The 19,415-nt window shown below is 42.1% G+C and carries 25 protein-coding genes, 3 tRNA genes and 2 pseudogenes; 16 read left to right on the forward strand and 14 right to left on the reverse strand.

The genetic code is table 11. The features are described 5' to 3' along the window. Window positions 1–35 precede the first annotated feature (35 nt). The 4 genes and pseudogenes from K6984_RS18730 to K6984_RS18740 form a co-directional block, all read right to left on the reverse strand. The gene (locus K6984_RS18730) at window positions 36–368 is read right to left on the reverse strand and encodes a hypothetical protein (RefSeq protein ID WP_221895387.1); all 333 of its coding nucleotides are present in this window, start codon (window positions 366–368) and stop codon (window positions 36–38) included. A 316-nt stretch (window positions 369–684) separates the two neighbouring features. After that, a complete protein-coding gene (locus K6984_RS34185) occupies window positions 685–813 on the reverse strand; it encodes a hypothetical protein (protein WP_263458628.1) in 129 nt (42 codons plus the stop codon). A 182-nt stretch (window positions 814–995) separates the two neighbouring features. Beyond that, window positions 996–1,133 (reverse strand): annotated as a pseudogene (locus K6984_RS18735) (trypsin-like peptidase domain-containing protein); the annotation flags it as partial. After that, window positions 1,096–1,266, reverse strand: a complete 171-nt coding sequence (locus tag K6984_RS18740) for a hypothetical protein (protein ID WP_221895386.1) — start codon at window positions 1,264–1,266, stop codon at window positions 1,096–1,098. The pseudogene K6984_RS18735 and the gene K6984_RS18740, both read right to left, overlap by 38 nt. Before the next feature lie 12 nt (window positions 1,267–1,278). Here K6984_RS18740 and K6984_RS31370 point away from each other — a divergent pair, with 12 nt between their 5' ends. Then, window positions 1,279–1,416 (forward strand): hypothetical protein, encoded by a 138-nt coding sequence (locus K6984_RS31370; RefSeq protein WP_230988003.1) that lies wholly within the window; start codon window positions 1,279–1,281, stop codon window positions 1,414–1,416. A 34-nt stretch (window positions 1,417–1,450) separates the two neighbouring features. Here K6984_RS31370 and K6984_RS31375 read toward each other — a convergent pair. The 5 genes and pseudogenes from K6984_RS31375 to K6984_RS18760 form a co-directional block, all read right to left on the reverse strand. Then, window positions 1,451–1,654, reverse strand: a pseudogene (locus K6984_RS31375) (S1C family serine protease); the annotation flags it as partial. A 37-nt stretch (window positions 1,655–1,691) separates the two neighbouring features. Next, on the reverse strand, window positions 1,692–1,907 hold the full coding sequence (locus K6984_RS31380; RefSeq protein WP_230988002.1) for a hypothetical protein: 216 nt from the start codon (window positions 1,905–1,907) through the stop codon (window positions 1,692–1,694). A 137-nt stretch (window positions 1,908–2,044) separates the two neighbouring features. Next, window positions 2,045–2,329: a hypothetical protein gene (locus tag K6984_RS18750; RefSeq protein WP_221896902.1), complete on the reverse strand. Its 285-nt coding sequence runs from the start codon at window positions 2,327–2,329 to the stop codon at window positions 2,045–2,047. Continuing rightward, window positions 2,310–2,672, reverse strand: coding sequence for a hypothetical protein (locus tag K6984_RS18755; RefSeq protein ID WP_221896973.1), 363 nt, complete (start codon window positions 2,670–2,672; stop codon window positions 2,310–2,312). The genes K6984_RS18750 and K6984_RS18755 overlap by 20 nt, the downstream gene beginning before the upstream one ends. Before the next feature lie 25 nt (window positions 2,673–2,697). Beyond that, window positions 2,698–3,363, reverse strand: a complete 666-nt coding sequence (locus tag K6984_RS18760) for a transposase (protein WP_221896903.1) — start codon at window positions 3,361–3,363, stop codon at window positions 2,698–2,700. A gap of 647 nt (window positions 3,364–4,010) precedes the next feature. Here K6984_RS18760 and K6984_RS18765 point away from each other — a divergent pair. From K6984_RS18765 to K6984_RS18780, 4 genes are all read left to right on the forward strand, one after another. Beyond that, window positions 4,011–4,169, forward strand: coding sequence for a hypothetical protein (locus tag K6984_RS18765; RefSeq protein ID WP_221893723.1), 159 nt, complete (start codon window positions 4,011–4,013; stop codon window positions 4,167–4,169). A gap of 39 nt (window positions 4,170–4,208) precedes the next feature. Further along, entirely contained in the window at window positions 4,209–5,300 is a 1,092-nt protein-coding gene (locus tag K6984_RS18770) for a transposase (RefSeq protein WP_221896904.1), read from the forward strand. Window positions 5,301–5,769: 469 nt separating this feature from the next. Then, complete coding sequence (locus K6984_RS18775) at window positions 5,770–6,330, forward strand: hypothetical protein (protein ID WP_221896905.1); 561 nt, start codon at window positions 5,770–5,772, stop codon at window positions 6,328–6,330. After that, window positions 6,212–7,069, forward strand: coding sequence for a transposase (locus K6984_RS18780; RefSeq protein WP_221896906.1), 858 nt, complete (start codon window positions 6,212–6,214; stop codon window positions 7,067–7,069). The genes K6984_RS18775 and K6984_RS18780 overlap by 119 nt, the downstream gene beginning before the upstream one ends. 226 nt (window positions 7,070–7,295) lie before the next feature. Here the strand turns inward: K6984_RS18780 and K6984_RS18785 are convergent, their stop codons facing one another. Next, a complete protein-coding gene (locus K6984_RS18785; protein ID WP_221896907.1) occupies window positions 7,296–7,634 on the reverse strand; it encodes a hypothetical protein in 339 nt (112 codons plus the stop codon). On the opposite strand from K6984_RS18785, the gene K6984_RS18790 reads away from it, so the two are divergent. The 5 genes from K6984_RS18790 (at window position 7,591) to clpX (ending at window position 11,856) form a co-directional block, all read left to right on the forward strand. Further along, window positions 7,591–7,797, forward strand: coding sequence for a hypothetical protein (locus K6984_RS18790; protein WP_221896908.1), 207 nt, complete (start codon window positions 7,591–7,593; stop codon window positions 7,795–7,797). The genes K6984_RS18785 and K6984_RS18790 overlap by 44 nt on opposite strands. Before the next feature lie 577 nt (window positions 7,798–8,374). Beyond that, a tRNA-Leu gene (locus K6984_RS18795) sits at window positions 8,375–8,459 on the forward strand. A gap of 113 nt (window positions 8,460–8,572) precedes the next feature. Further along, on the forward strand, window positions 8,573–9,871 hold the full coding sequence (tig, locus tag K6984_RS18800) for a trigger factor (RefSeq protein WP_221896909.1): 1,299 nt from the start codon (window positions 8,573–8,575) through the stop codon (window positions 9,869–9,871). Between the two features lie 16 nt (window positions 9,872–9,887). Further along, on the forward strand, window positions 9,888–10,532 hold the full coding sequence (clpP, locus tag K6984_RS18805) for an ATP-dependent Clp endopeptidase proteolytic subunit ClpP (RefSeq protein ID WP_221896910.1): 645 nt from the start codon (window positions 9,888–9,890) through the stop codon (window positions 10,530–10,532). Between the two features lie 40 nt (window positions 10,533–10,572). Continuing rightward, on the forward strand, window positions 10,573–11,856 hold the full coding sequence (gene clpX / locus K6984_RS18810; RefSeq protein ID WP_221896911.1) for an ATP-dependent Clp protease ATP-binding subunit ClpX: 1,284 nt from the start codon (window positions 10,573–10,575) through the stop codon (window positions 11,854–11,856). A 320-nt stretch (window positions 11,857–12,176) separates the two neighbouring features. Here clpX and K6984_RS18815 read toward each other — a convergent pair whose 3' ends face one another. From K6984_RS18815 to K6984_RS18825, 3 genes are read right to left on the reverse strand one after another with little or no spacing between them, the layout of a single operon-like run. Continuing rightward, window positions 12,177–13,010: a transposase gene (locus tag K6984_RS18815; RefSeq protein WP_221896912.1), complete on the reverse strand. Its 834-nt coding sequence runs from the start codon at window positions 13,008–13,010 to the stop codon at window positions 12,177–12,179. Then, complete coding sequence (locus K6984_RS18820; protein WP_221896913.1) at window positions 13,007–13,219, reverse strand: hypothetical protein; 213 nt, start codon at window positions 13,217–13,219, stop codon at window positions 13,007–13,009. The genes K6984_RS18815 and K6984_RS18820 overlap by 4 nt, the downstream gene beginning before the upstream one ends. 10 nt (window positions 13,220–13,229) lie before the next feature. Next, entirely contained in the window at window positions 13,230–13,370 is a 141-nt protein-coding gene (locus tag K6984_RS18825) for a hypothetical protein (protein ID WP_221896726.1), read from the reverse strand. A 12-nt stretch (window positions 13,371–13,382) separates the two neighbouring features. On the opposite strand from K6984_RS18825, the gene K6984_RS34190 reads away from it, so the two are divergent. After that, the gene (locus K6984_RS34190) at window positions 13,383–13,511 is read left to right on the forward strand and encodes a hypothetical protein (protein ID WP_263458805.1); all 129 of its coding nucleotides are present in this window, start codon (window positions 13,383–13,385) and stop codon (window positions 13,509–13,511) included. Here the strand turns inward: K6984_RS34190 and K6984_RS18830 are convergent. Beyond that, window positions 13,450–13,746 carry a hypothetical protein gene (locus K6984_RS18830; protein ID WP_221896914.1) on the reverse strand — a complete coding sequence of 99 codons (297 nt, stop codon included), beginning with the start codon at window positions 13,744–13,746 and terminating at the stop codon, window positions 13,450–13,452. The genes K6984_RS34190 and K6984_RS18830 overlap by 62 nt on opposite strands. 335 nt (window positions 13,747–14,081) lie before the next feature. Here K6984_RS18830 and lon point away from each other — a divergent pair, with 335 nt between their 5' ends. The 5 genes from lon (at window position 14,082) to K6984_RS18855 (ending at window position 19,413) form a co-directional block, all read left to right on the forward strand. Continuing rightward, window positions 14,082–16,502, forward strand: coding sequence for an endopeptidase La (lon, locus tag K6984_RS18835; protein WP_221896915.1), 2,421 nt, complete (start codon window positions 14,082–14,084; stop codon window positions 16,500–16,502). A 158-nt stretch (window positions 16,503–16,660) separates the two neighbouring features. Continuing rightward, complete coding sequence (locus K6984_RS18840) at window positions 16,661–16,936, forward strand: HU family DNA-binding protein (protein ID WP_221896916.1); 276 nt, start codon at window positions 16,661–16,663, stop codon at window positions 16,934–16,936. 68 nt (window positions 16,937–17,004) lie between these two features. Next, window positions 17,005–17,080: transfer RNA gene (locus K6984_RS18845), tRNA-Val, on the forward strand. An 8-nt stretch (window positions 17,081–17,088) separates the two neighbouring features. Further along, window positions 17,089–17,165: transfer RNA gene (locus tag K6984_RS18850), tRNA-Asp, on the forward strand. A 391-nt stretch (window positions 17,166–17,556) separates the two neighbouring features. Further along, window positions 17,557–19,413 (forward strand): SurA N-terminal domain-containing protein, encoded by a 1,857-nt coding sequence (locus tag K6984_RS18855; RefSeq protein ID WP_221896917.1) that lies wholly within the window; start codon window positions 17,557–17,559, stop codon window positions 19,411–19,413. Window positions 19,414–19,415 lie beyond the last annotated feature (2 nt).

Below are 19,415 nucleotides of genomic sequence, written 5' to 3' on the forward strand. Positions count from 1 at the left end.
CGTTCCTGCATAAATTCCCACGGAGACCGTGGGAACTATAAGATGGCTTTTTCAGTCAGGCAGGCATGATCAATAAAATGTCCATCCGCCGCTTCTATGGTGTATTCGTCAAGTTCTGGGAATGCTTTAAGATAATCAATGCCTTGCGATAGCAGTGTTTCAGCGTGAAGATGATAGCTCTGCTGTTCAAATGCCTCAAGCATACTTGTTCGTCTATGCGACTTCAGTGATTTAAAATACGTTGAGTGGGGAAGCAGCTGGCCATAAATCTGTTCACTGGTTTGGAGGAAATGGCGACCACTATCACTACACTGATACAGCGTAATAACCCAAGGCGAATAAAGTCGATATCCTTCAACTCTGGGCATGAACGAGCCCACAAAGGATGATGCTCTGCTAACAGGGCACGTTCCATACTTTCATTGCAGTGTTGGTGAATATGTTCAGAGAGTGGTAGGTCTTTAAGCATGGGTGATATCCGTTTATGAGGTGATTAAAACGGAAATTTTTAGAAAATTTTTTCGGCAATTGCAAGCGCTGAAAATCAGGGAAACGGAGCCTAAGCGAAGTGATGATTTTTAGTCCGCGATAGCCGTAGGGCCGTTATTTTGTCGGAGTCTGAGCGTTAGCGAAGGTGGAGACAAAATAAAAGGCCATCCGACACGGCGTCAAGTCATTTGGAGCCTATGTTCCGACCCCTTGTTGGGTCGGAACGAGGTGACGAGGACGAATCGGGGCCGCCGGAGGCATAAGTGGTCGCGTTAAGTTTTTGCTGCTTGCTTGGGCTGGGATGCCAAAAACAAGCTTTCGCAAAAATAGCGACTCCCCGACTTTATTTGAAATTATTTGTTGTTTTTTTACGGTGCCTACAGAGTGTCTATTTGCTGTTATAAGTGATTAAAATCAAAAATATGGAAATATTCGAGTGGTGCTACCTTCAGGTAGGTTATAGGCTGCTTTGTTTAGGTACTTCTTCTTTCAATGGGAACACTGATGGAATTAATACCAATTAAGCGACCACGTAGATCAATTAAAGCACCGCCTGAATTACCTGGGTTAATTGAAACATCCGTCTGAATGAAATTTTCATAGCCTTCAATGCCCAGGTCGGTACGACCCAGCGCGCTGACCATACGCTGTCAGCCCCGGACGGGCTGATAGTCTCCAGAAGGCGCAGGGAAATTTGCCAATCCGAAGTGCGCGATAGCGCGCGAGGGAGGCTAAAATTTTATCCCGAATAGCCGTAGAGCCATTTGTGGTAGCCATGACTGAGCTGCTTTGTGCTCAGTCTGTGGCGGACGCAGGGCGGCTGGAGCATCTCCTATTCGCTGCGTAGGTGAACGAATTACGGCGACAGGAGTCCCGGAATTTCGTGAGGTAGCATGGCGCGCCTGCCAGAAGTCACTGTATGGCTAAGCCCAAATGGATTGCCAATAGCGACGGCAAAATCACCTACCTGTAAATTATCTGAATCACCCAGGGGAATGCTGGTGAGGTCTTTTGCAGCGACCTGTAATACGGCAATATCCGTTTCAGCATCTGTGCCGATTAATGTCGCCTTTAATTTTTTCTTGTTGTGTAGCGTTACAAAAATAGTATCTGCGTGAGCAATCACATGATTATTGGTAATGATATACCCGTTTTCTGCATCCACAATAACGCCCGAACCTATGCCCTGAGTTTGTCGTTCTTTAGGCGCGCGGCGCAAAACGGCGAAAATAAGGGTTATTCATTTGTGGGTGTTGTTGTATGGCCACTATACCCTGAGTTGAAATATTCACCACACTGGGTAAGACATTTTTTAGCATGGGCGCCAGCGTTGGAACAGCCTGGCTGGGCGAAATCGGGGAGTCGCTATTTTTGCGAAAGCTTGCTTGGGCTGGGATGCCCAAAACAAGCTTTCGCAAAAATAGCGACTCCCCGCTCTATTGAACGGTCTAAGTGAAAGTGGAGTAAGAATACAGAACTATAGGTTGGTTTGAGCTTGTTACAATCTAAGCAGTAAACTGGGTTGTTGGACAAGCTTACAGGTTATAAATCTATCTTATACTCGCTTTATTAATTCACCTAACTCTTTCAGCTTATCACCAGGATCTGGAAACTTTAGCAATGACGTGATGAACTCAAGCAGTACATCCATTTGAGACTTGCGCTGTAAGCTTCCTACGGTATACGCAGGTAGTTTGCTTTCAATGCGGGCTATTTGCTCTGGGTGAAGGAGAAGGCAATGGTCAAACAAAAGACTCAGAATCAGGCCACGGCTTGATCCCTCTTCATCTAATTGTTTGGCCTCACGCCCCCATCCTTCATTAAAGCTTCCAGTCCTCAAAGAAAACCTCAATCAGCCATCTCAACGTATAGGCTTGAATAATATCTTGTGTGCGCCAAGTCAGGTCTGTCGCCACTAAATAGCGATAGTCGTTTTCACCGTCATATTTTAAGGCAATGACAAAGCGTTTTTTACTGTGAGAACTCACCTTTAATCGTGCACTGCTGACAGTCACTTTAATCTCTTTTCCGCCACGTACACGTATTATCTGATCAATGCCTTTGTTAATCGAATTAAAGTAGCTCTCGACTGACCTTATTCTACCTCTATATTCAATATTTTGGTTTTTACGTAATTGGCTAATCACCTGCGAGCCTCCAGATTCTTTAGCGGCTTCGTCCATAAAGGCTTTTTCACCATACAGCGCATCAAGCCAGTACGCCTTTAATTTTAATCAGGCTATGCGCAACTTTAAACTCTTTTAATAAGCCTAATGCAATCTCTGTTTTGGTCGGGTAGGCACTGTCACGTTCAGGCTTAATAGGCCGATCTTTTTTTGCTATACCGCTCTTTTTCAACCGTTTATCTTCTTTATCCCACTGCTTTAAGGCTGGATCCGGCATATAAAAGAAAAAACCGACAGGCACTGTAATGGATGAGGTAACTAGCAGCAATAATACTATCGTTTGTCCATTAACATACCCGACGGAGCCTTTGTGTTTCTGCTTGTAAACCTTATAAATACGTTTTGTAGACTTAGGTCGTGCTCGGTCTGATTCATCAAAGGCCAACACACCTTCAGTAATGCCATAACGTTTTAAAATTAAGACCACACTCACCCGTAGCAACCAGTCCCAGGGTATACTTGCTTTACGAAACACCCAGGATAATGCGGCTACTTTGCAATCTCCAAGGCTTGCTCGCTCAAACTTAGCCCAGCAAACAGAGTTCATTAGCAGTATGCACGTTAAACAAGTGCCCAACCAAGCGGCTTGAATCCGTGTCAAAGCGGCTCCGGGTTTTAGCTGATTGAGCGCATCATTTAAATCGTCAATATAGCTTTGGATAAAGGTGGCTGGGGCATTCATTAACATGGGATTACACCGATAAAATTACAACAACCTCAGAATACCTGATTTTACCTTCTCAATATCAAAAACTTGAACATCGAGTTATAGACAAATTATAAAAATACAAGGGTAGGCGAAGGCTCTATTGGTTTTTATTTTAAAGTACGCAAGTGTTTGAATTATAATAATTTGTTATGGAAAGTAGTAATTACTGACTAAAACACTCTGAAAATAGTTTGACAGGTTTTATTATTATAATATAATTAAGTTCTAATATGTATTGTATCAATACTATTATCAATTTGAGCATAGTGTACGAGGTACACAATCTCACCTCAATAAGGATATAACTCGATGTTCAAGTTTTTTAACTGATTGATTTTATTGATAATTCTACTGACAAAGAAAGCATCAACATCATTGTAAATCAATCACTTATAAAACAAAGCCGGAAAAATTTACTTTTCTTAGCCCAGTTATAGCTGAAAACTTGAACATCGAGTATAAGGAATACATCAGATATTTTAAATCTGAGTAGCGCTGCTTTGTTAAGCCGGGATGGTGTGTGCATAGCTATAGACTTTCAGAAAATTAATTTCCGAACAAACAAAAACGACAGAGGGGAAACTGGCTTATAATTTTCGTCCCAACACTAACGGAAACAGTCAAAAATGGTATCCCTCACTTTTTCAAAGTCAATTGTAGACCGACTAAAAAAAAATATGGCGACAGCTCTCAAGCTAAGTAATATTTGTTTATATCGATTAACTCAAGCTCTACTCTGGTTCAGTGAATGCATGGGAATCAAAGAAATAGCACGCCTAATGTGAGTCTGTGAAAAAACCATTATAAATTGGCTGAAAACATTCATGCATAAAGGTGTCGGTTGGTTAATAGGGCAACACTATCAAGGACGTGGTCGGAAGTCAAAGTTAACTAAAGACCAGAAAAATAAATTGGTTGAGTTGATAAAGAAAGGCCCAGAAGACAATGGATTTCATTGTGGAATATGGAATACTGCGATGATTGCCGAGCTTATTTGGTTAAAATTTGAAGTTCGTTATAACTTGAACTATTTATCAAGCCTAATGAAAAAACTGGGCTTCAGTTATCAAAAAGCTCGTTGTGTGACTGATCGCCAAGAAGAAGAAAAGTACGAGCTTGAAAGAAAAACGTGGCTGGAAGAAACATTGCCTGCCATTATGGAAAAGGCGGTAGAAGAAAAGAGTGTCGTTTTATTCGGTGATGAGGTGTCATTTGCTATGTGGGGTTCATTGGCACGAACCTGGGCTCCAATAGGAGAGCAACCCACAGTGAAAACATCAGGGATTCGAAAAGGGTTGAAAATGTTTGGTACGATCGAACTCGAAGGAGGGAGTTTTCAATACCGAGAATCATTGGCTTATGAGATAAAACCAAAGTCACTTAGACTTTTAAAAGAAGCTGGGCTGCCTCAAGAATTTTTAGCTATTCTTAAAAGCTTAAAAAATGAGAAATATCCAACACAGAAGCTTTTTATGGAAGCGATATATTCTATTGCCGACAACGTCTTAATCGAGAGTTATAAGCCAATGATATTACAACACGCTGAAACATCTGGGCGTTTTAATGGTGAAAGCTATGTTGAGTTTTTAACACAATTGCTGGCTTATTATAAAGGCAAGATTATTCTAATTGAAGATGGTGCCCCGTATCATGGAAGCGGTGTTATTAAGGAATTTAAGTTAGCTAATGTAGATCGTTTGACAGTAGAATGTCTCCCTGCGTTCTCGCCGGATTTTAATCCGATTGAGAAATTATGGAAAAATACGAAACGCGATTCGACTCATATGAAGTATTTTAAAACTTTTGAAGATCTTCATGATTCAGTTGTGCAAACTTTTAACACTTATATGCATGATGCCAGTAAAGTGATTTGTGTTATGCAAAAATTGCGGGAAGATTTCGTTGTTACCGCCTAAGTTTAAGCGCTCCAAATTTGGAAATTATTTATCTGAGAAACTATAGCGTAATAAAAAATTACTTGTTATAAACTGAGGAAGAAGATGATGAGACTAAAATTACTTATCTGAAGTTTCCCAATAATTATTTATGGTAAAATTGAAACTATGCTACAACTATATGAAAAAAATAGTCTTTTCATTCGTTTCAAATGTTATTGCCTAAGGGGAATTAAGTAGGGGTTTGCTATAAACATCATCAGTGTTCCCATTGAAAGAAGAAGTACCTAAACAAAGCAGCCTATAACCTACCTGAATGTAGCACCACTCGAATATTTCCATCTTTTTGATTTTAATCACTTATAACAGCAAATAGACACTCTGTAGGCACCGTAAAAAAACAACAAATAATTTCAAATAAAGCTTGCATTTGCCGAAAAAATTTTTCTAAAAATTTCCGTTTTAATCACCTCATAAACGGATATCACCCATGCTTAAAGACCTACCACTCTCTGAACATATTCACCAACACTGCAATGAAAGTATGGAACGTGCCCTGTTAGCAGAGCGTCATCCTTTGTGGGTTCGTTCATGCCCAGAGTTGAAGGATATCGACTTTATTCGCCTTGGGTTATTACGCTGTATCAGTGTAGTCGATAGTGGTCGCCATTTCCTCCAAACCAATGAACAGATTTATGGCCAGCTGCTTCCCCACTCAACGTATTTTAAATCACTGAAGTCGCATAGACGAACAAGTATGCTTGAGGCATTTGAACAGCAGAGCTATCATCTTCACGCTGAAACACTGCTATCGCAAGGCATTGATTATCTTAAAGCATTCCCGGAACTTGACGAATACACCATAGAAGCAGCGGATGGACATTTTATTGATCATGCCTGCCATACTGAAAAAAACAGCAAGGGGAAAGTTTATGCGGCCGGGGGGGATTTACGCGTTGAATCTCAGAAGTGGGTTGCTCAGATTTCTTTGTCTGGTAACAAACGGAACTCAGAGACATCAAGAAATACCTGTGTTACGAGATCATATTGAAAAGCAAAACAAGGGAAATATCAGCTCTCAGAAACATCTCTATGTCTACGATAAAGCCATCACCGACTTTGTCTGGTGGGATCGGCAGAAACGACATGCTAATTACATGATTTCAATGCTAAAAGAAAATTCAATTGCGACTCTGGTTGAGTCTATCCCTTTTGACTCCCAGCATGAGATCAATATAGGAGTTGAAGCATACAGCGTGTACGAAAACAAGGGCATCAAATTTAACGTGGTGGATTACCGTGATCCAGAAACCGGAAAACTTCACCGGTTTGTGACAACCTTGCCAATGACTATTAACCCTGGAACCATTGCCATGCTGTATTTCAAGCGATGGACGATTGAAAAGACATTCAATAACACTAAAAGTAATTTCAAGGAAACTAAAGCTTGGTCTTCCAATACCCGCTCACTTGAAAATCAAATGCGCCTGACTGCAATGAGCTATAATTTAATGCGCGTGTTTGAAGAGATTTCAAAAAGACAACAGCCAGAATTGATTCATCCATCGGATAAAAAATATAGCGAGGCTCTGGAGATTAGGCAGCAACAGGCTCAAAAACGAGATCGTTTTGTGAATCCATTATTTTTCCAGGCAAGAATATCTCGTATCAGCTCGTATACCATTCGGGCAGTTCAAAACGCAATAATAACAGGAATGTCTTTACAGTGCTTTATGAGCTCTCTTGTGGCGAGGTTAGTTTCACGGCCTCAATTGATAGGGGAACACTGATGATAAACATGGCAAAACCACCTAAAATAAACCTCGATACACCAGCATTGTGTATTTCAGCTACTCAATAATTGGGAAACTTCAGTTTTGGGTGGACTTGTCCACTATAATAATGGACATCAGACGTAACAGGTTTGCGAACAAAATAGAGCTTGAAAGTATTTAATGTTGGCTGAGGTTGAGGTATGAAATGGTTTAATAAAACAGGACACGTCTAAAGACTGATTTATAATGTCATTAGAGAAGCAATATGGATAAAGTACCAACTGGAGATAATGGAGCAAATGCTCTCTGAACGATGTACCGAGTTTGAATCGACTGAGGATAATGAAAACCGGGAGATCCCCTTTTGGCGTTCAATTATTGTGAAAATTAAGAAAAAGGGAGAGGTGATTTTTAGTCCCTGATAGGCGACAGGGCAATTCGCTGATTCGACGTGTGCTAGCAGCACGCGAGAGGAGCAAGAATTGCATTCCGAATAGCCGTCCAGCCAGTGAGGTAGTAATGACGAAGCGGCTTTTGTGCGTAGTCGTTGCGGACGCAGGGCGTTCAGGGCATCTCCCATCCGCTGCGTAGGTGAACGAATTATGGCGACAGGAGTCCCGGAATTTCGTGAGGTAGCATGGCGCGCCTGTACGAATCACATTGGTAAAGCGAAGCGCAGTTTGTACTGGTTTTTTCTGCAACAGATTATCGTCAACAATCAGCTGCTTTCCTTCCTTCTCTGATGATTTTTTAATTGTATTTCTGCAATAACATGGCTTTCAGTCATTTGAAGGCTGCCGCCATTTAGATTACCTAAATGCTTTTTTACATTCATTACACTCTGCGGACATTAAATATTACGGTTTATAGTACTATTTTACACTTTCTAAAGCCCTATTAATAATATTGCCCTACTTATTTAAGGGTTATTGTAAATTCATTTTGTCATAACATAGGAGCTATTACTCCAATCCTCTCATCTTCTGCTTCTGTGCATTAAAAAGAGGTAGTACCTAAATCCTGCAAGCCCGTATTTGAAGTATGCCTATCTGATTATCACAGGTTTGCATGATTACACGGAGTTATCTGCAAGTGTTAAGGTTTTAGGATTATAGAAATTGCTTTTCAGAAAAAATGTATTTAGCGGTTAAAGTAGGGAGTAGCAAGAAAGTGTTTTTTATGCGAATTTATGTACTGGGTTGATTAACAAGACTTAATTTCCACAAAACCTGTAAGATTCAAAGCTGTTATGCTCTTTGTGTGAAATTATATTTGTAATTAGCGAAATAGCTGTTTATAATGCGCCTTCAATTTAAGTATGCGAGCGTGGCGGAATTGGTAGACGCGCTGGTTTTAGGTACCAGTATCTTATGATGTGAGAGTTCAAGTCTCTCCGCTCGCACCACTTATTTATGCTAAATGAAATTAACGATAATCATCGTTAACTCTCCTGAAATTCATTCCCAGCACGGGAATTCATAGTCAACCCTTAGTCACAACAATTTTTGAGGTAAATCAATGGAAGTTTCTGTCGAAAAGACATCGGAATTAAGCAGAAAAATGATCGTTAATATTGCTGAAGATGTTGTTCAGAGCAAAGTCAATGAACGCTTAAAGTCTTTGGCCCGTGAAGTAAAGATAGATGGTTTCCGTCCAGGAAAAGTTCCACAAAAAGTTGTACAAAAGATGTATGGCGCGCGCGTAAGAGAAGAGATCACGGGTGATTTGATCCAGGAAAATTATGTTCAGGCCTTACAGGATAATGATTTGCGGCCTGCAGGTATGCCGCATATTGAGCCCGTTGAGAGTGATGAGGGCTTTACTTTTTCCGCTGTTTTTGAAGTTTATCCAGACTTTTCGTTAGATGCGGTAGAAACAGTCGAGGTCAATAAGCCTGTCTCCAGTGTTGAGGCGAGTGATGTCGACGCTATGATTGCCAAGTTAGTTGAGCAAAATAAAAGCTGGCAGCCATCAGGACAGGATTCGCAGACTGGTGACCAGGTGACGATCACTTTTTCAGGAGCCTGTGAAGGTGAAAACTTTACTGACGGTAGCGTCGAGGATTTTCAGGTTGAACTGGGTTCAAAGAACATGGTTCCAGGATTTGAAGATCAGCTCACCGGGCTTGCCGTGGGCGCTAAAAAGACTTTTGAAGTGACTTTTCCAGCAGACTATGGCAATGAGAAGCTTGCCGGTAAGCCAGCTGAGTTTGAGATTGAAGTGCTGAAAATTGAAAACCCGGTTTTGCCTGAGGTCGATGCAGAGTTTATTAAAGCCTATGGTATAGAAAGTGGTGATTTGGCTGAGTTTCGTGCTGATGTGGAAAATAATATGCAGCGTGAACTGGCGCAAGGGCTTAAAGTTAAACTTAAAAATTCAGTGATGGATGCACTGTATGAGAATATATCGGTCGCATTGCCTAAAGTTATGGTTGATCAGGAAGTCGAAAGCCTGATGAAGCCCTATTATGAAAATGCAAAAAAACGCAATGTTGATGTCAATGAGATTAAGCCGGCGACGGCTGATTTTGAAGAGCAGGCTAAGCGCCGTGTTGCTCTGGGATTGATTTTGGCAGAAATTATTCAGCAAAATAATATTAAGGTAGAAGAGGATAAAGTCCGCACTTTGATTGAGGATATGGCGCAAAGCTATGACGAGTCACTGCAGGTTATTAACTGGTATTATGGCGATAAAGAGCGTATGGCAGAGGTAGAGCAGATGGTGCTGGAAGATGCAACAGTTGCATGGGTGCTAGATAAAATAAAAGTGACTGATGAACCTGTTTCATTTAAAGAGGTAATGGAACCAGCTACATAACAATAAGGATCTGAAAATGACTAATAGCGGCAATGGAATAGGTAATATTATTTCGCCAGAGGCAGCCGGCGGCTTAGTGCCAATGGTTATCGAGCAAACGGCTCGTGGTGAGCGCTCCTACGATATCTATTCGCGCTTATTAAAAGAGCGGGTTATTTTTCTGGTTGGCCAGGTTGAAGATTACATGGCTAATCTAGTGGTCGCGCAACTATTGTTTTTAGAATCTGAAAACCCGGATAAAGATATACATTTGTATATTAATTCCCCAGGTGGTTCGGTGACAGCGGGCATGGCGATTTATGATACCATGCAATTTGTTAAACCGGATGTTAGTACCATGTGTATTGGCCAGGCAGCAAGTATGGGTTCATTATTGTTAGCCGGTGGTGCAGCTGGTAAAAGATACTGTTTACCTCATTCTCGGGTAATGATTCATCAGCCTTTGGGTGGTTTCCAGGGGCAGGCGTCTGACTTTGATATTCATGCGCGTGAGATATTAACCATACGCGAAAAGTTGAATAAAATTCTGGCACGCCATACGGGGCAGACGATGAAGAAAATTCAGGCGGATACCGATAGAGATAATTTCCTGAGTGCGGATGAGTCAGTTGAGTATGGGCTGATTGATAAGGTGTTATCTAATAGAACCTCCGAAATTTGATAAGAGCAAAGATTTATTAATCAATTATGCAGGCTGAGCGATGAGTAAAGGTAGCAAAGGAAGTAAAGGCGATAAAATTTTATATTGTTCATTTTGCGGTAAAAGTCAGAGTGAAGTAAGAAAACTTATTGCCGGGCCATCCGTCTATGTTTGTGATGAGTGCGTTGATCTTTGTAATGATATTATCAAGGAAGAACTGGCGGCTGATGAGCCCGGTGGCGATGAAGAAGGTCAGCAACGATTACCTAAGCCTAAGGAAATCAAGGCTGCATTAGATGAATACGTGATCGGCCAGGAACAGGCTAAAAAAATCTTGTCAGTCGCTGTTTATAATCACTATAAGCGTTTGCAAAATCATAGCAACAAAGATGATGGCGTGGAGCTAGGTAAAAGCAATATCTTGCTGATTGGCCCAACCGGCTCGGGTAAGACATTACTTGCGGAAACATTGGCAAAGGTTCTGGATGTGCCCTTTAGTATTGCTGATGCGACTACGTTAACTGAAGCCGGTTATGTCGGTGAGGATGTAGAGAATGTCATTCAGAAGATCCTGCAGAAATGTGATTTTGATGTAGAGAAGGCGGAATCGGGCATTATTTATATCGACGAAATTGACAAGATTTCGCGTAAGTCAGAAAATCCGTCTATTACCCGTGATGTTTCGGGCGAGGGTGTACAGCAGGCATTATTGAAATTAATTGAAGGCACGATTGCTTCGGTAGCGCCACAGGGTGGGCGTAAAAATCCGCAGCAAGAGTTTGTGCAGGTTAATACGGCTAATATTTTGTTTATTGTCGGTGGCGCATTTGCTGGTCTGGATAAAGTTATCAAGCAACGCTCCGAGAAGGGTGGTATCGGTTTTTCTGCGGAAGTAACGACTAAAGAGGATGCTAAAAATGTGGGTGAAATATTTGCCGAAGTAGAAGCTGAAGACCTGATTCTCTATGGGTTGATTCCTGAATTTATCGGTCGACTACCCGTCGTTGCGACCCTTGAAGAGCTGAGTGAAGAAGCACTGATTCAGGTGCTGACTGAGCCTAAAAATGCGCTGACTAAGCAGTATAAAAAGCTGTTTGAGATGGAAGGCACCGAGCTAGAGTTTCGTGACGATTCACTCTCTGCCATTGCGCAAAAATCTATGCAGCGTAAAACCGGTGCAAGAGGTTTAAGAACCATAGTAGAAAATGTATTGCTCGATACCATGTATGAAATTCCATCTGCCGAGAATGTTAGTAAGGTAGTGATCGACAAGCTTGTGATAGAAGGTGAAAACGATCCTTATTTTGTGTATGAGAATCCGCAAAAAATTGCAGCATCTGAATAGCTAAGGAACGAGCACGAAAAAAGTAAGCAACTAAAATCGGAAGAGGGGTCTTCATGCACATTCCTAAGCGAGCAGTTTTATAGTTTTTTAAAAGCGGGAGTTTTTCAATACTGAAGTTTCCCAATTATTGAGTAGCTGAAATACACAATGCTGGTGTATCGAGGTTTATTTTAGGTGGTTTTGTCATGTTTATAGCAAACCCCTACTTAATTCCCCTTAGGCAATAGCATTTGAAACGAATGAAAAGACTATTTTTTTCATATAGTTGTAGCATAGTTTCAATTTTACCGTAAATAATTATTGGGAAACTTCAGTTTCCATCAGTGTTCCCCTATCAATTGAGGCCGTGAAACTAACCTCGGCACAAGAGAGCTCATAAAGCACTGTAAAGACATTCCTGTTATTATTGCGTTTTGAACTGCCCGAATGGTATACGAGCTGATACGAGATATTCTTGCCTGGAAAAATAATGGATTCACAAAACGATCTCGTTTTTGAGCCTGTTGCTGCCTAATCTCCAGAGCCTCGCTATATTTTTTATCCGATGGATGAATCAATTCTGGCTGTTGTGTTTTTGAAATCTCTTCAAACACGCGCATTAAATTATAGCTCATTGCAGTCAGGCGCATTTGATTTTCAAGTGAGCGGGTATTGGAAGACCAAGCTTTAGTTTCCTTGAAATTACTTTTAGTGTTATTGAATGTCTTTTCAATCGTCCATCGCTTGAAATACAGCATGGCAATGGTTCCAGGGTTAATAGTCATTGGCAAGGTTGTCACAAACCGGTGAAGTTTTCCGGTTTCTGGATCACGGTAATCCACCACGTTAAATTTGATGCCCTTGTTTTCGTACACGCTGTATGCTTCAACTCCTATATTGATCTCATGCTGGGAGTCAAAAGGGATAGACTCAACCAGAGTCGCAATTGAATTTTCTTTTAGCATTGAAATCATGTAATTAGCATGTCGTTTCTGCCGATCCCACCAGACAAAGTCGGTGATGGCTTTATCGTAGACATAGAGATGTTTCTGAGAGCTGATATTTCCCTTGTTTTGCTTTTCAATATGATCTCGTAACACAGGTATTTCTTGATGTCTCTGAGTTCCGTTTGTTACCAGACAAAGAAATCTGAGCAACCCACTTCTGAGATTCAACGCGTACCACCCCCCTCCCCCCCCCCGGCCGCATAAACTTCCCCCTTGCTGTTTTTCTCAGTATGGCAGGCATGATCAATAAAATGTCCATCCGCTGCTTCTATGGTGTATTCGTCAAGTTCTGGGAATGCTTTAAGATAGTCAATGCCTTGCGATAGCAGTGTTTCAGCGTGGAGATGATAGCTCTGCTGTTCGAATGCCTCAAGCATACTTGTTCGTCTATGCGACCGCTGTCAGCCCCGGACGGGCTGATAGTCTCCAGAAGGCGCAGGGAAATTTGCCAATCCGAAGTGCGCGATAGCGCGCGAGGGAGGCTAAAATTTTATCCCGAATAGCCGTAGAGCCATTTGTGGTAGCCATGACTGAGCTGCTTTGTGCTCAGTCTGTGGCGGACGCAGGGCGGCTGGAGCATCTCCTATTCGCTGCGTAGGTGAACGAATTACGGCGACAGGAGTCCCGGAATTTCGTGAGGTAGCATGGCGCGCCTGTTCAGTGATTTAAAATACGTTGAGTGGGGAAGCAGCTGGCCATAAATCTGTTCATTGGTTTGGAGGAAATGGCGACCACTATCGACTACACTGATACAGCGTAATAACCCAAGGCGAATAAAGTCGATATCCTTCAACTCTGGGCATGAACGAACCCACAAAGGATGACGCTCTGCTAACAGGGCACGTTCCATACTTTCATTGCAGTGTTGGTGAATATGTTCAGAGAGTGGTAGGTCTTTAAGCATGGGTGATATCCGTTTATGAGGTGATTAAAACGGAAATTTTTAGAAAAATTTTTTCGGCAAATGCAAGCTTTATTTGAAATTATTTGTTGTTTTTTTACGGTGCCTACAGAGTGTCTATTTGCTGTTATAAGTGATTAAAATCAAAAAGATGGAAATATTCGAGTGGTGCTACATTCAGGTAGGTTATAGGCTGCTTTGTTTAGGTACTTCTTCTTTCAATGGGAACACTGATGTCAGTTTCAGTAAACTCCCGCTTTTTTTGCTTATTACCTTGTTAAATAGCTATTCATCCTTATATTATTAAGCATTGTATTTAGAATTAAAAAGGCTCCTTAATGGAAACGAATGAAATATTAGACGTAACGGTTGACGATAATTTAACGCCGGTTTTGCCACTTAGGGAGGTCGTTGTTTATCCGCATATGGTTATACCCTTATTCGTAGGGCGGGAAAAATCCATTGAAGCACTGGATAAAGCCATGGAGGAAAATCAGCAGATTTTGATGGTTTCGCAAAAAGAAGCGGACCTCGATGACCCCAGTTTCGATGAGTTATACAAGGTTGGAACCCTGGCAAATATATTGCAGTTGTTAAAGCTCCCGGATGGGACGGTCAAGGTTTTAGTCGAGGGTGAGCAGCGTAGTCAGGTGCTTAGTTATCATGATCGGGATGGGTGTGTATTTGCGCAAATTAGCAACATCGATGAGATCATTACTCTTGCTGATAAAGAGCTGGATGTTCTGGTTCGTACAGCAGTTGATTCTTTTTCCAGGTATGTCAAATTAAACAGCAAGATCCCCCCTGAAGTTTTAAATGCCTTGTCGGGTATCGAAGAGCCAGGGCGATTAGCCGATACCATGGCGGCGCATATGAGTCTGAAATTGGCTGAAAAGCAGGAATTGCTGGAAATGGCTGATATCGTGCAGCGCCTTGAAAAGCTGATGTTGCTGATGGAAAGTGAGGCTGATTTATTTGCGTTGGAAAGAAATATCCGGGTGCGGGTCAAGCAGCAAATGGAAAAAAATCAGCGCGAATATTATTTGAATGAGCAAATGAAAGCGATTCAAAAAGAGCTGGGTGAAATGGATGATGCGGTTAGCGAAACCGAAGAGCTGGAGAAGAAAATTGCCAGGGCAGGCATGTTCAAAGAAGCAAAGGAAAAGGCAGAAGTTGAATTAAATAAACTGAAAATGATGTCGCCTATGTCGGCAGAAGCCTCAGTGGTACGTAATTATATAGACTGGATGCTCAGTGTTCCCTGGAAAAAGAAAACCAAAGTGCGTAATGATTTAAAGCTGGCAGAAGAAATTCTGGATGTTGATCACTATGGCCTGGAAAAGGTCAAAGAGCGCATATTAGAATACCTGGCAGTACAGCAGCGGGTGAAGTCACTGAATGGGCCTATCCTATGTCTGGTTGGGCCTCCAGGTGTCGGTAAAACCTCTTTAGGTGAGTCCATTGCCCGTGCGACCAATAGAAAATATGTCAGAATGGCACTAGGTGGCGTGCGTGACGAAGCAGAAATACGCGGACATAGACGTACCTATATTGGCTCTATGCCAGGAAAGATTTTGCAAAGCCTGTCCAAGATTAAGGTGCGTAACCCTTTGTTTCTGCTCGATGAGATCGATAAAATGTCAGGTGATTTTCGTGGTGACCCTGCATCGGCACTACTGGAAGTATTAGACCCCGAACAAAATAAAGCCTTTGCCGATCATTATCTGGAAGTAGATTTTGATTTATCCGATGTTATGTTTGTAGCGACGGCAAACACCATGAATATCCCGGGGCCTTTGCTGGATAGAATGGAAGTGATTCGCCTGGCGGGCTACACCGAAGATGAAAAAATAAATATTGCCATGCGTTATTTATTGCCTAAGCAATTAAAGAATAATGGTTTAAAAGATTCGGAAGTAAAAATTGACGAAGAAGTTATTCAAGATATTGTGCGCTATTACACACGTGAGGCAGGAGTGCGTAGCCTAGAGCGTGAGATCTCTAAAATTTGTCGTAAGGTTGTTAAGGAGTTATTGCTTAAAGAGAAGTCGGGGCATGTCAGGGTGACGTCTGCTGTGCTGGCTGATTACCTAGGCGTACGACGCTTTAGCTACGGCCTGGCAGAAGAACAGGATCAGGTTGGTCAGGTAACGGGGCTCGCCTGGACAGAAGTGGGTGGTGAATTACTGACTATCGAGGCTGTGGTTATTCCGGGTAAAGGTAAGCAGTCTACCACTGGAAAACTGGGCGATGTCATGAAGGAGTCAATAGAGGCCGCGATTACTGTTGTGCGTGCACGCGCTGATTCTTTGGGTATTAAAGAAGAGGCCTTCCAGCAACAGGATTTACATATTCATGTGCCCGAAGGCGCAACCCCCAAAGATGGGCCTAGTGCAGGAATAGGCATGTGTACCGCAGTGATTTCAGCGCTGACAGGGGTTCCTGTCCGGGCCGAAGTCGCGATGACTGGGGAAATTACTTTGCGCGGAGAAGTGCTGCCTATAGGCGGGCTTAAAGAGAAGTTGCTTGCCGCGCATCGCGGCGCTATCAAGACAGTGATTATTCCGCAAGAGAATGAAAAAGACCTGATCGAAATTCCTGATAATGTTAAACAAAATCTGACTATTAAGCCAGTGCGCTGGATAGATCAGGTGCTGGAAATTGCATTGCAGTATCAACCTGAGCCATTAAAAAAACAAGATAAAGCAACGGATAAAAATGTTCTGCAAACAGATGAAAAAACAATTCGAGCACATTAATTTACAAGTAGGGATAATTAATTTGCTCACAAAGACCTGTATCGCTTGACATAACTAAGATAGAGTTGCTATAAATACACTCGCTTCCATAGTTTAATAACACTTTTGGCTGGTCGGCATAAACGTGTGCTGTGTATATTTCTTAAGGAGAATAATAAATGAATAAATCAGAACTTATCGATGCAATGGCGGGTGCTTCGGAATTAACAAAGGCGGATGCTGGTCGTGCGCTTGACGCTTTTATGTCTTCCGTTACCGATGCATTGAAGTCAGGTGATTCTGTAGCATTAGTAGGCTTTGGTACTTTTGCGGTAAAAGACAGAGCAGAACGTAAAGGTCGTAACCCACAAACGGGTGCGGAAATAACCATTAAAGCAGCAAAAATTCCATCATTCAAAGTCGGCAAAGGCTTAAAAGACAGTGTTAATGTTTAATCTAGTGGAATTTATAAAATTTAGCTTGCAAGATTTATAAAAGCTATTATAATAGAAACTCTTTAGTCGGGTGCTTAGCTCAGCTGGGAGAGCATCGCCCTTACAAGGCGAGGGTCGGGGGTTCGAACCCCTCAGCACCCACCACAGACTTAGGAGCGGTAGTTCAGCTGGTTAGAATGCTGGCCTGTCACGCCGGAGGTCGCGGGTTCGAATCCCGTCCGCTCCGCCATTTTAAAAAAACCTCGTCCTTTTGGTGCGGGGTTTTTTTTTGTTTAAAATTTTGTATATTGTTATTTTAATAGACTAAGGCAGTTTGACGGAATAAAGTTACCACGATTGCGAAGAAATTTTGGGTCTGGCCAAACTATCTCAAGAGGAGCATAGTCATTCTACGTAACGATTGAGATCGTTTGCTCAGGAGCAAAAAGAGACAAGTAAGGGTGGTAGTTTTTGTTCGTTAGACCGCCTAAAAAACAAGTATGTGAAGTTTAACATCGTGATTCTATTTATACAGATACATTGCTATAATCATGAGTTAATCGTGTGAATACTATGATCCTATGAGTGAAGTTAATAATAAATCTTCGCTCTGATTTATTTAAATCGAGTAAGGCTAACTAATGCTGACAAAAATAAGAGAAAAAACTCAAGGTACTTTTGCCTGGATAATCTTGATATTAATTTGTGTACCCTTTGCATTGTGGGGGTTGCAAAACTATACCGATGGTGGGCAGGAACGTGCAGTCGTCATAGTGGGGGACAAGGAGTTTGTGCTGCGCGATGTAAGTCAGGCTTATGCGCAATTTAAGCAGCAGTATGCTGATGTACAAATACCTGAAGAAATTTTGCAGCAACAGGCGCTGGAAAAGCTTATTCGTGACGAACTGCTATTACAGCACGTGACTGATGAAAATCTCACAGTTACCGATGCAACGATACGTGAATTTATAGCTTCACTGCAGTATTTTCAGCGTGATGGCAGGTTTGATAAAAAGCAGTATGAAACCATGTTAGGGCAGCAGGGAATGACATCTGCCCAGTTTGTGAACCGTATCGGCAAAGCCTTATTGATGGAGCAATTCCAGAAGGCGATTACACAGACTAGCTTTGTCTCTGACGCGAGTATCGACCGTTTTTTCAAGATTCAAAACCAGACACGAGATATTGAGTACTTAACTGTTAAGTTACAGGCTGTGACGGCAGTGCCTACGGCTGAAGAAATTAATGCCTATTACCAACAGCATGCAAATGACTTTCAGACCACTGAACAAGTATCGGTGGAGTATGTAGAGCTATCGTTAGACCAGCTAATGGCTGAGGTGATGCCGACTGAAGAGCAGATACAGGCTTATTATGAAGATAATATCACCGCATATTCTACTAAAGAGCGGCGCAAAATTAGTCATATTTTATTTGCTAAAACCAGTACAACAACTGCAGAGCAGGCGCTGGCTAATGCACAGGCGGCAAAATTACGCCTGGCTGAGGAATCCTTTGCTGATCTGGCGGCTGAACTTTCGGATGATACCTTGACTGCTAAAACAGGAGGGGATCTGGGCTTGTTTGAAACTGGTGTGATGGAGCCAGATTTTGAAAAGGCTGCAACGCAGTTACAGTTAGGCGAAGTGTCCGAGCCAGTAGCATCAGATTTTGGTTATCACCTTATTACGGTCACCGAATTGGTGCCTGAAGAAGTCAAAACTCTGGCAGAAGTTAAGGCTGAAGTGATTGAGGCGGTAAAAAGAGCAGAAGCTGAAACCACTTTCTATGAAATGGGGGAAGTGCTGACCGAAGTGAGCTTTGAAAATTCTGATAATTTACAGGTAGTGACCGATGAATTAGGTCTGGAAATCAAACAGCTGGAGTTTTTTACGCGTGATTCGGGTGATGGCATTGCCAGCGAGCAGGCGATAAGAAATATGGCTTTTTCCGAAGCGGTTCTGCAAGGGAATAATAGTGAGTCTGTAGAATTAGGCGATGATAAGTTAGTCGTCTTGCGCATAAAAGAACATCTGCTGGCTAAAATTAAGCTTCTGGTCGAAGTGCAGGATATTATTATTGCCGCGATTCAAACTCAGCAAGCTAAAGAGCAAGCAAAGCAGCAGGCGGAGAGTATTAAGCAGCAATTGCAATCAGGGGAGAGCTTTGCAGAAATTGCCCGGGCGCAGGATTTGAGTATTGAAAAAGTAAGCGGCTTAAAGCGTGATAGCACGGATATTTCCGCTCAGCTTAATCAGGCAGTGTTTAAGGCTGCAAAACCGCTAGCAGGACAGTCGACTGTTGTTGTGGTTGATACGCCTGTAGGGGATCAAGTTGTAGTTAATTTACTGGCGGTTACAGACGGTGTTAAAACAGCAGAAGATGCTGAGAAGGCGAAACTGGCCGTTGCCAATATTGCCAGGGCACTGGGTCAGGCTGATTATGCAGCTGTTATCGATGGACTGCGTAACTCAGTTAGAGTTTCGATTAGAGAATAAGC

The sequence above is a fragment of the Bathymodiolus japonicus methanotrophic gill symbiont genome (assembly GCF_019721995.1).
Lineage (GTDB): Bacteria > Pseudomonadota > Gammaproteobacteria > Methylococcales > Methylomonadaceae > Methyloprofundus.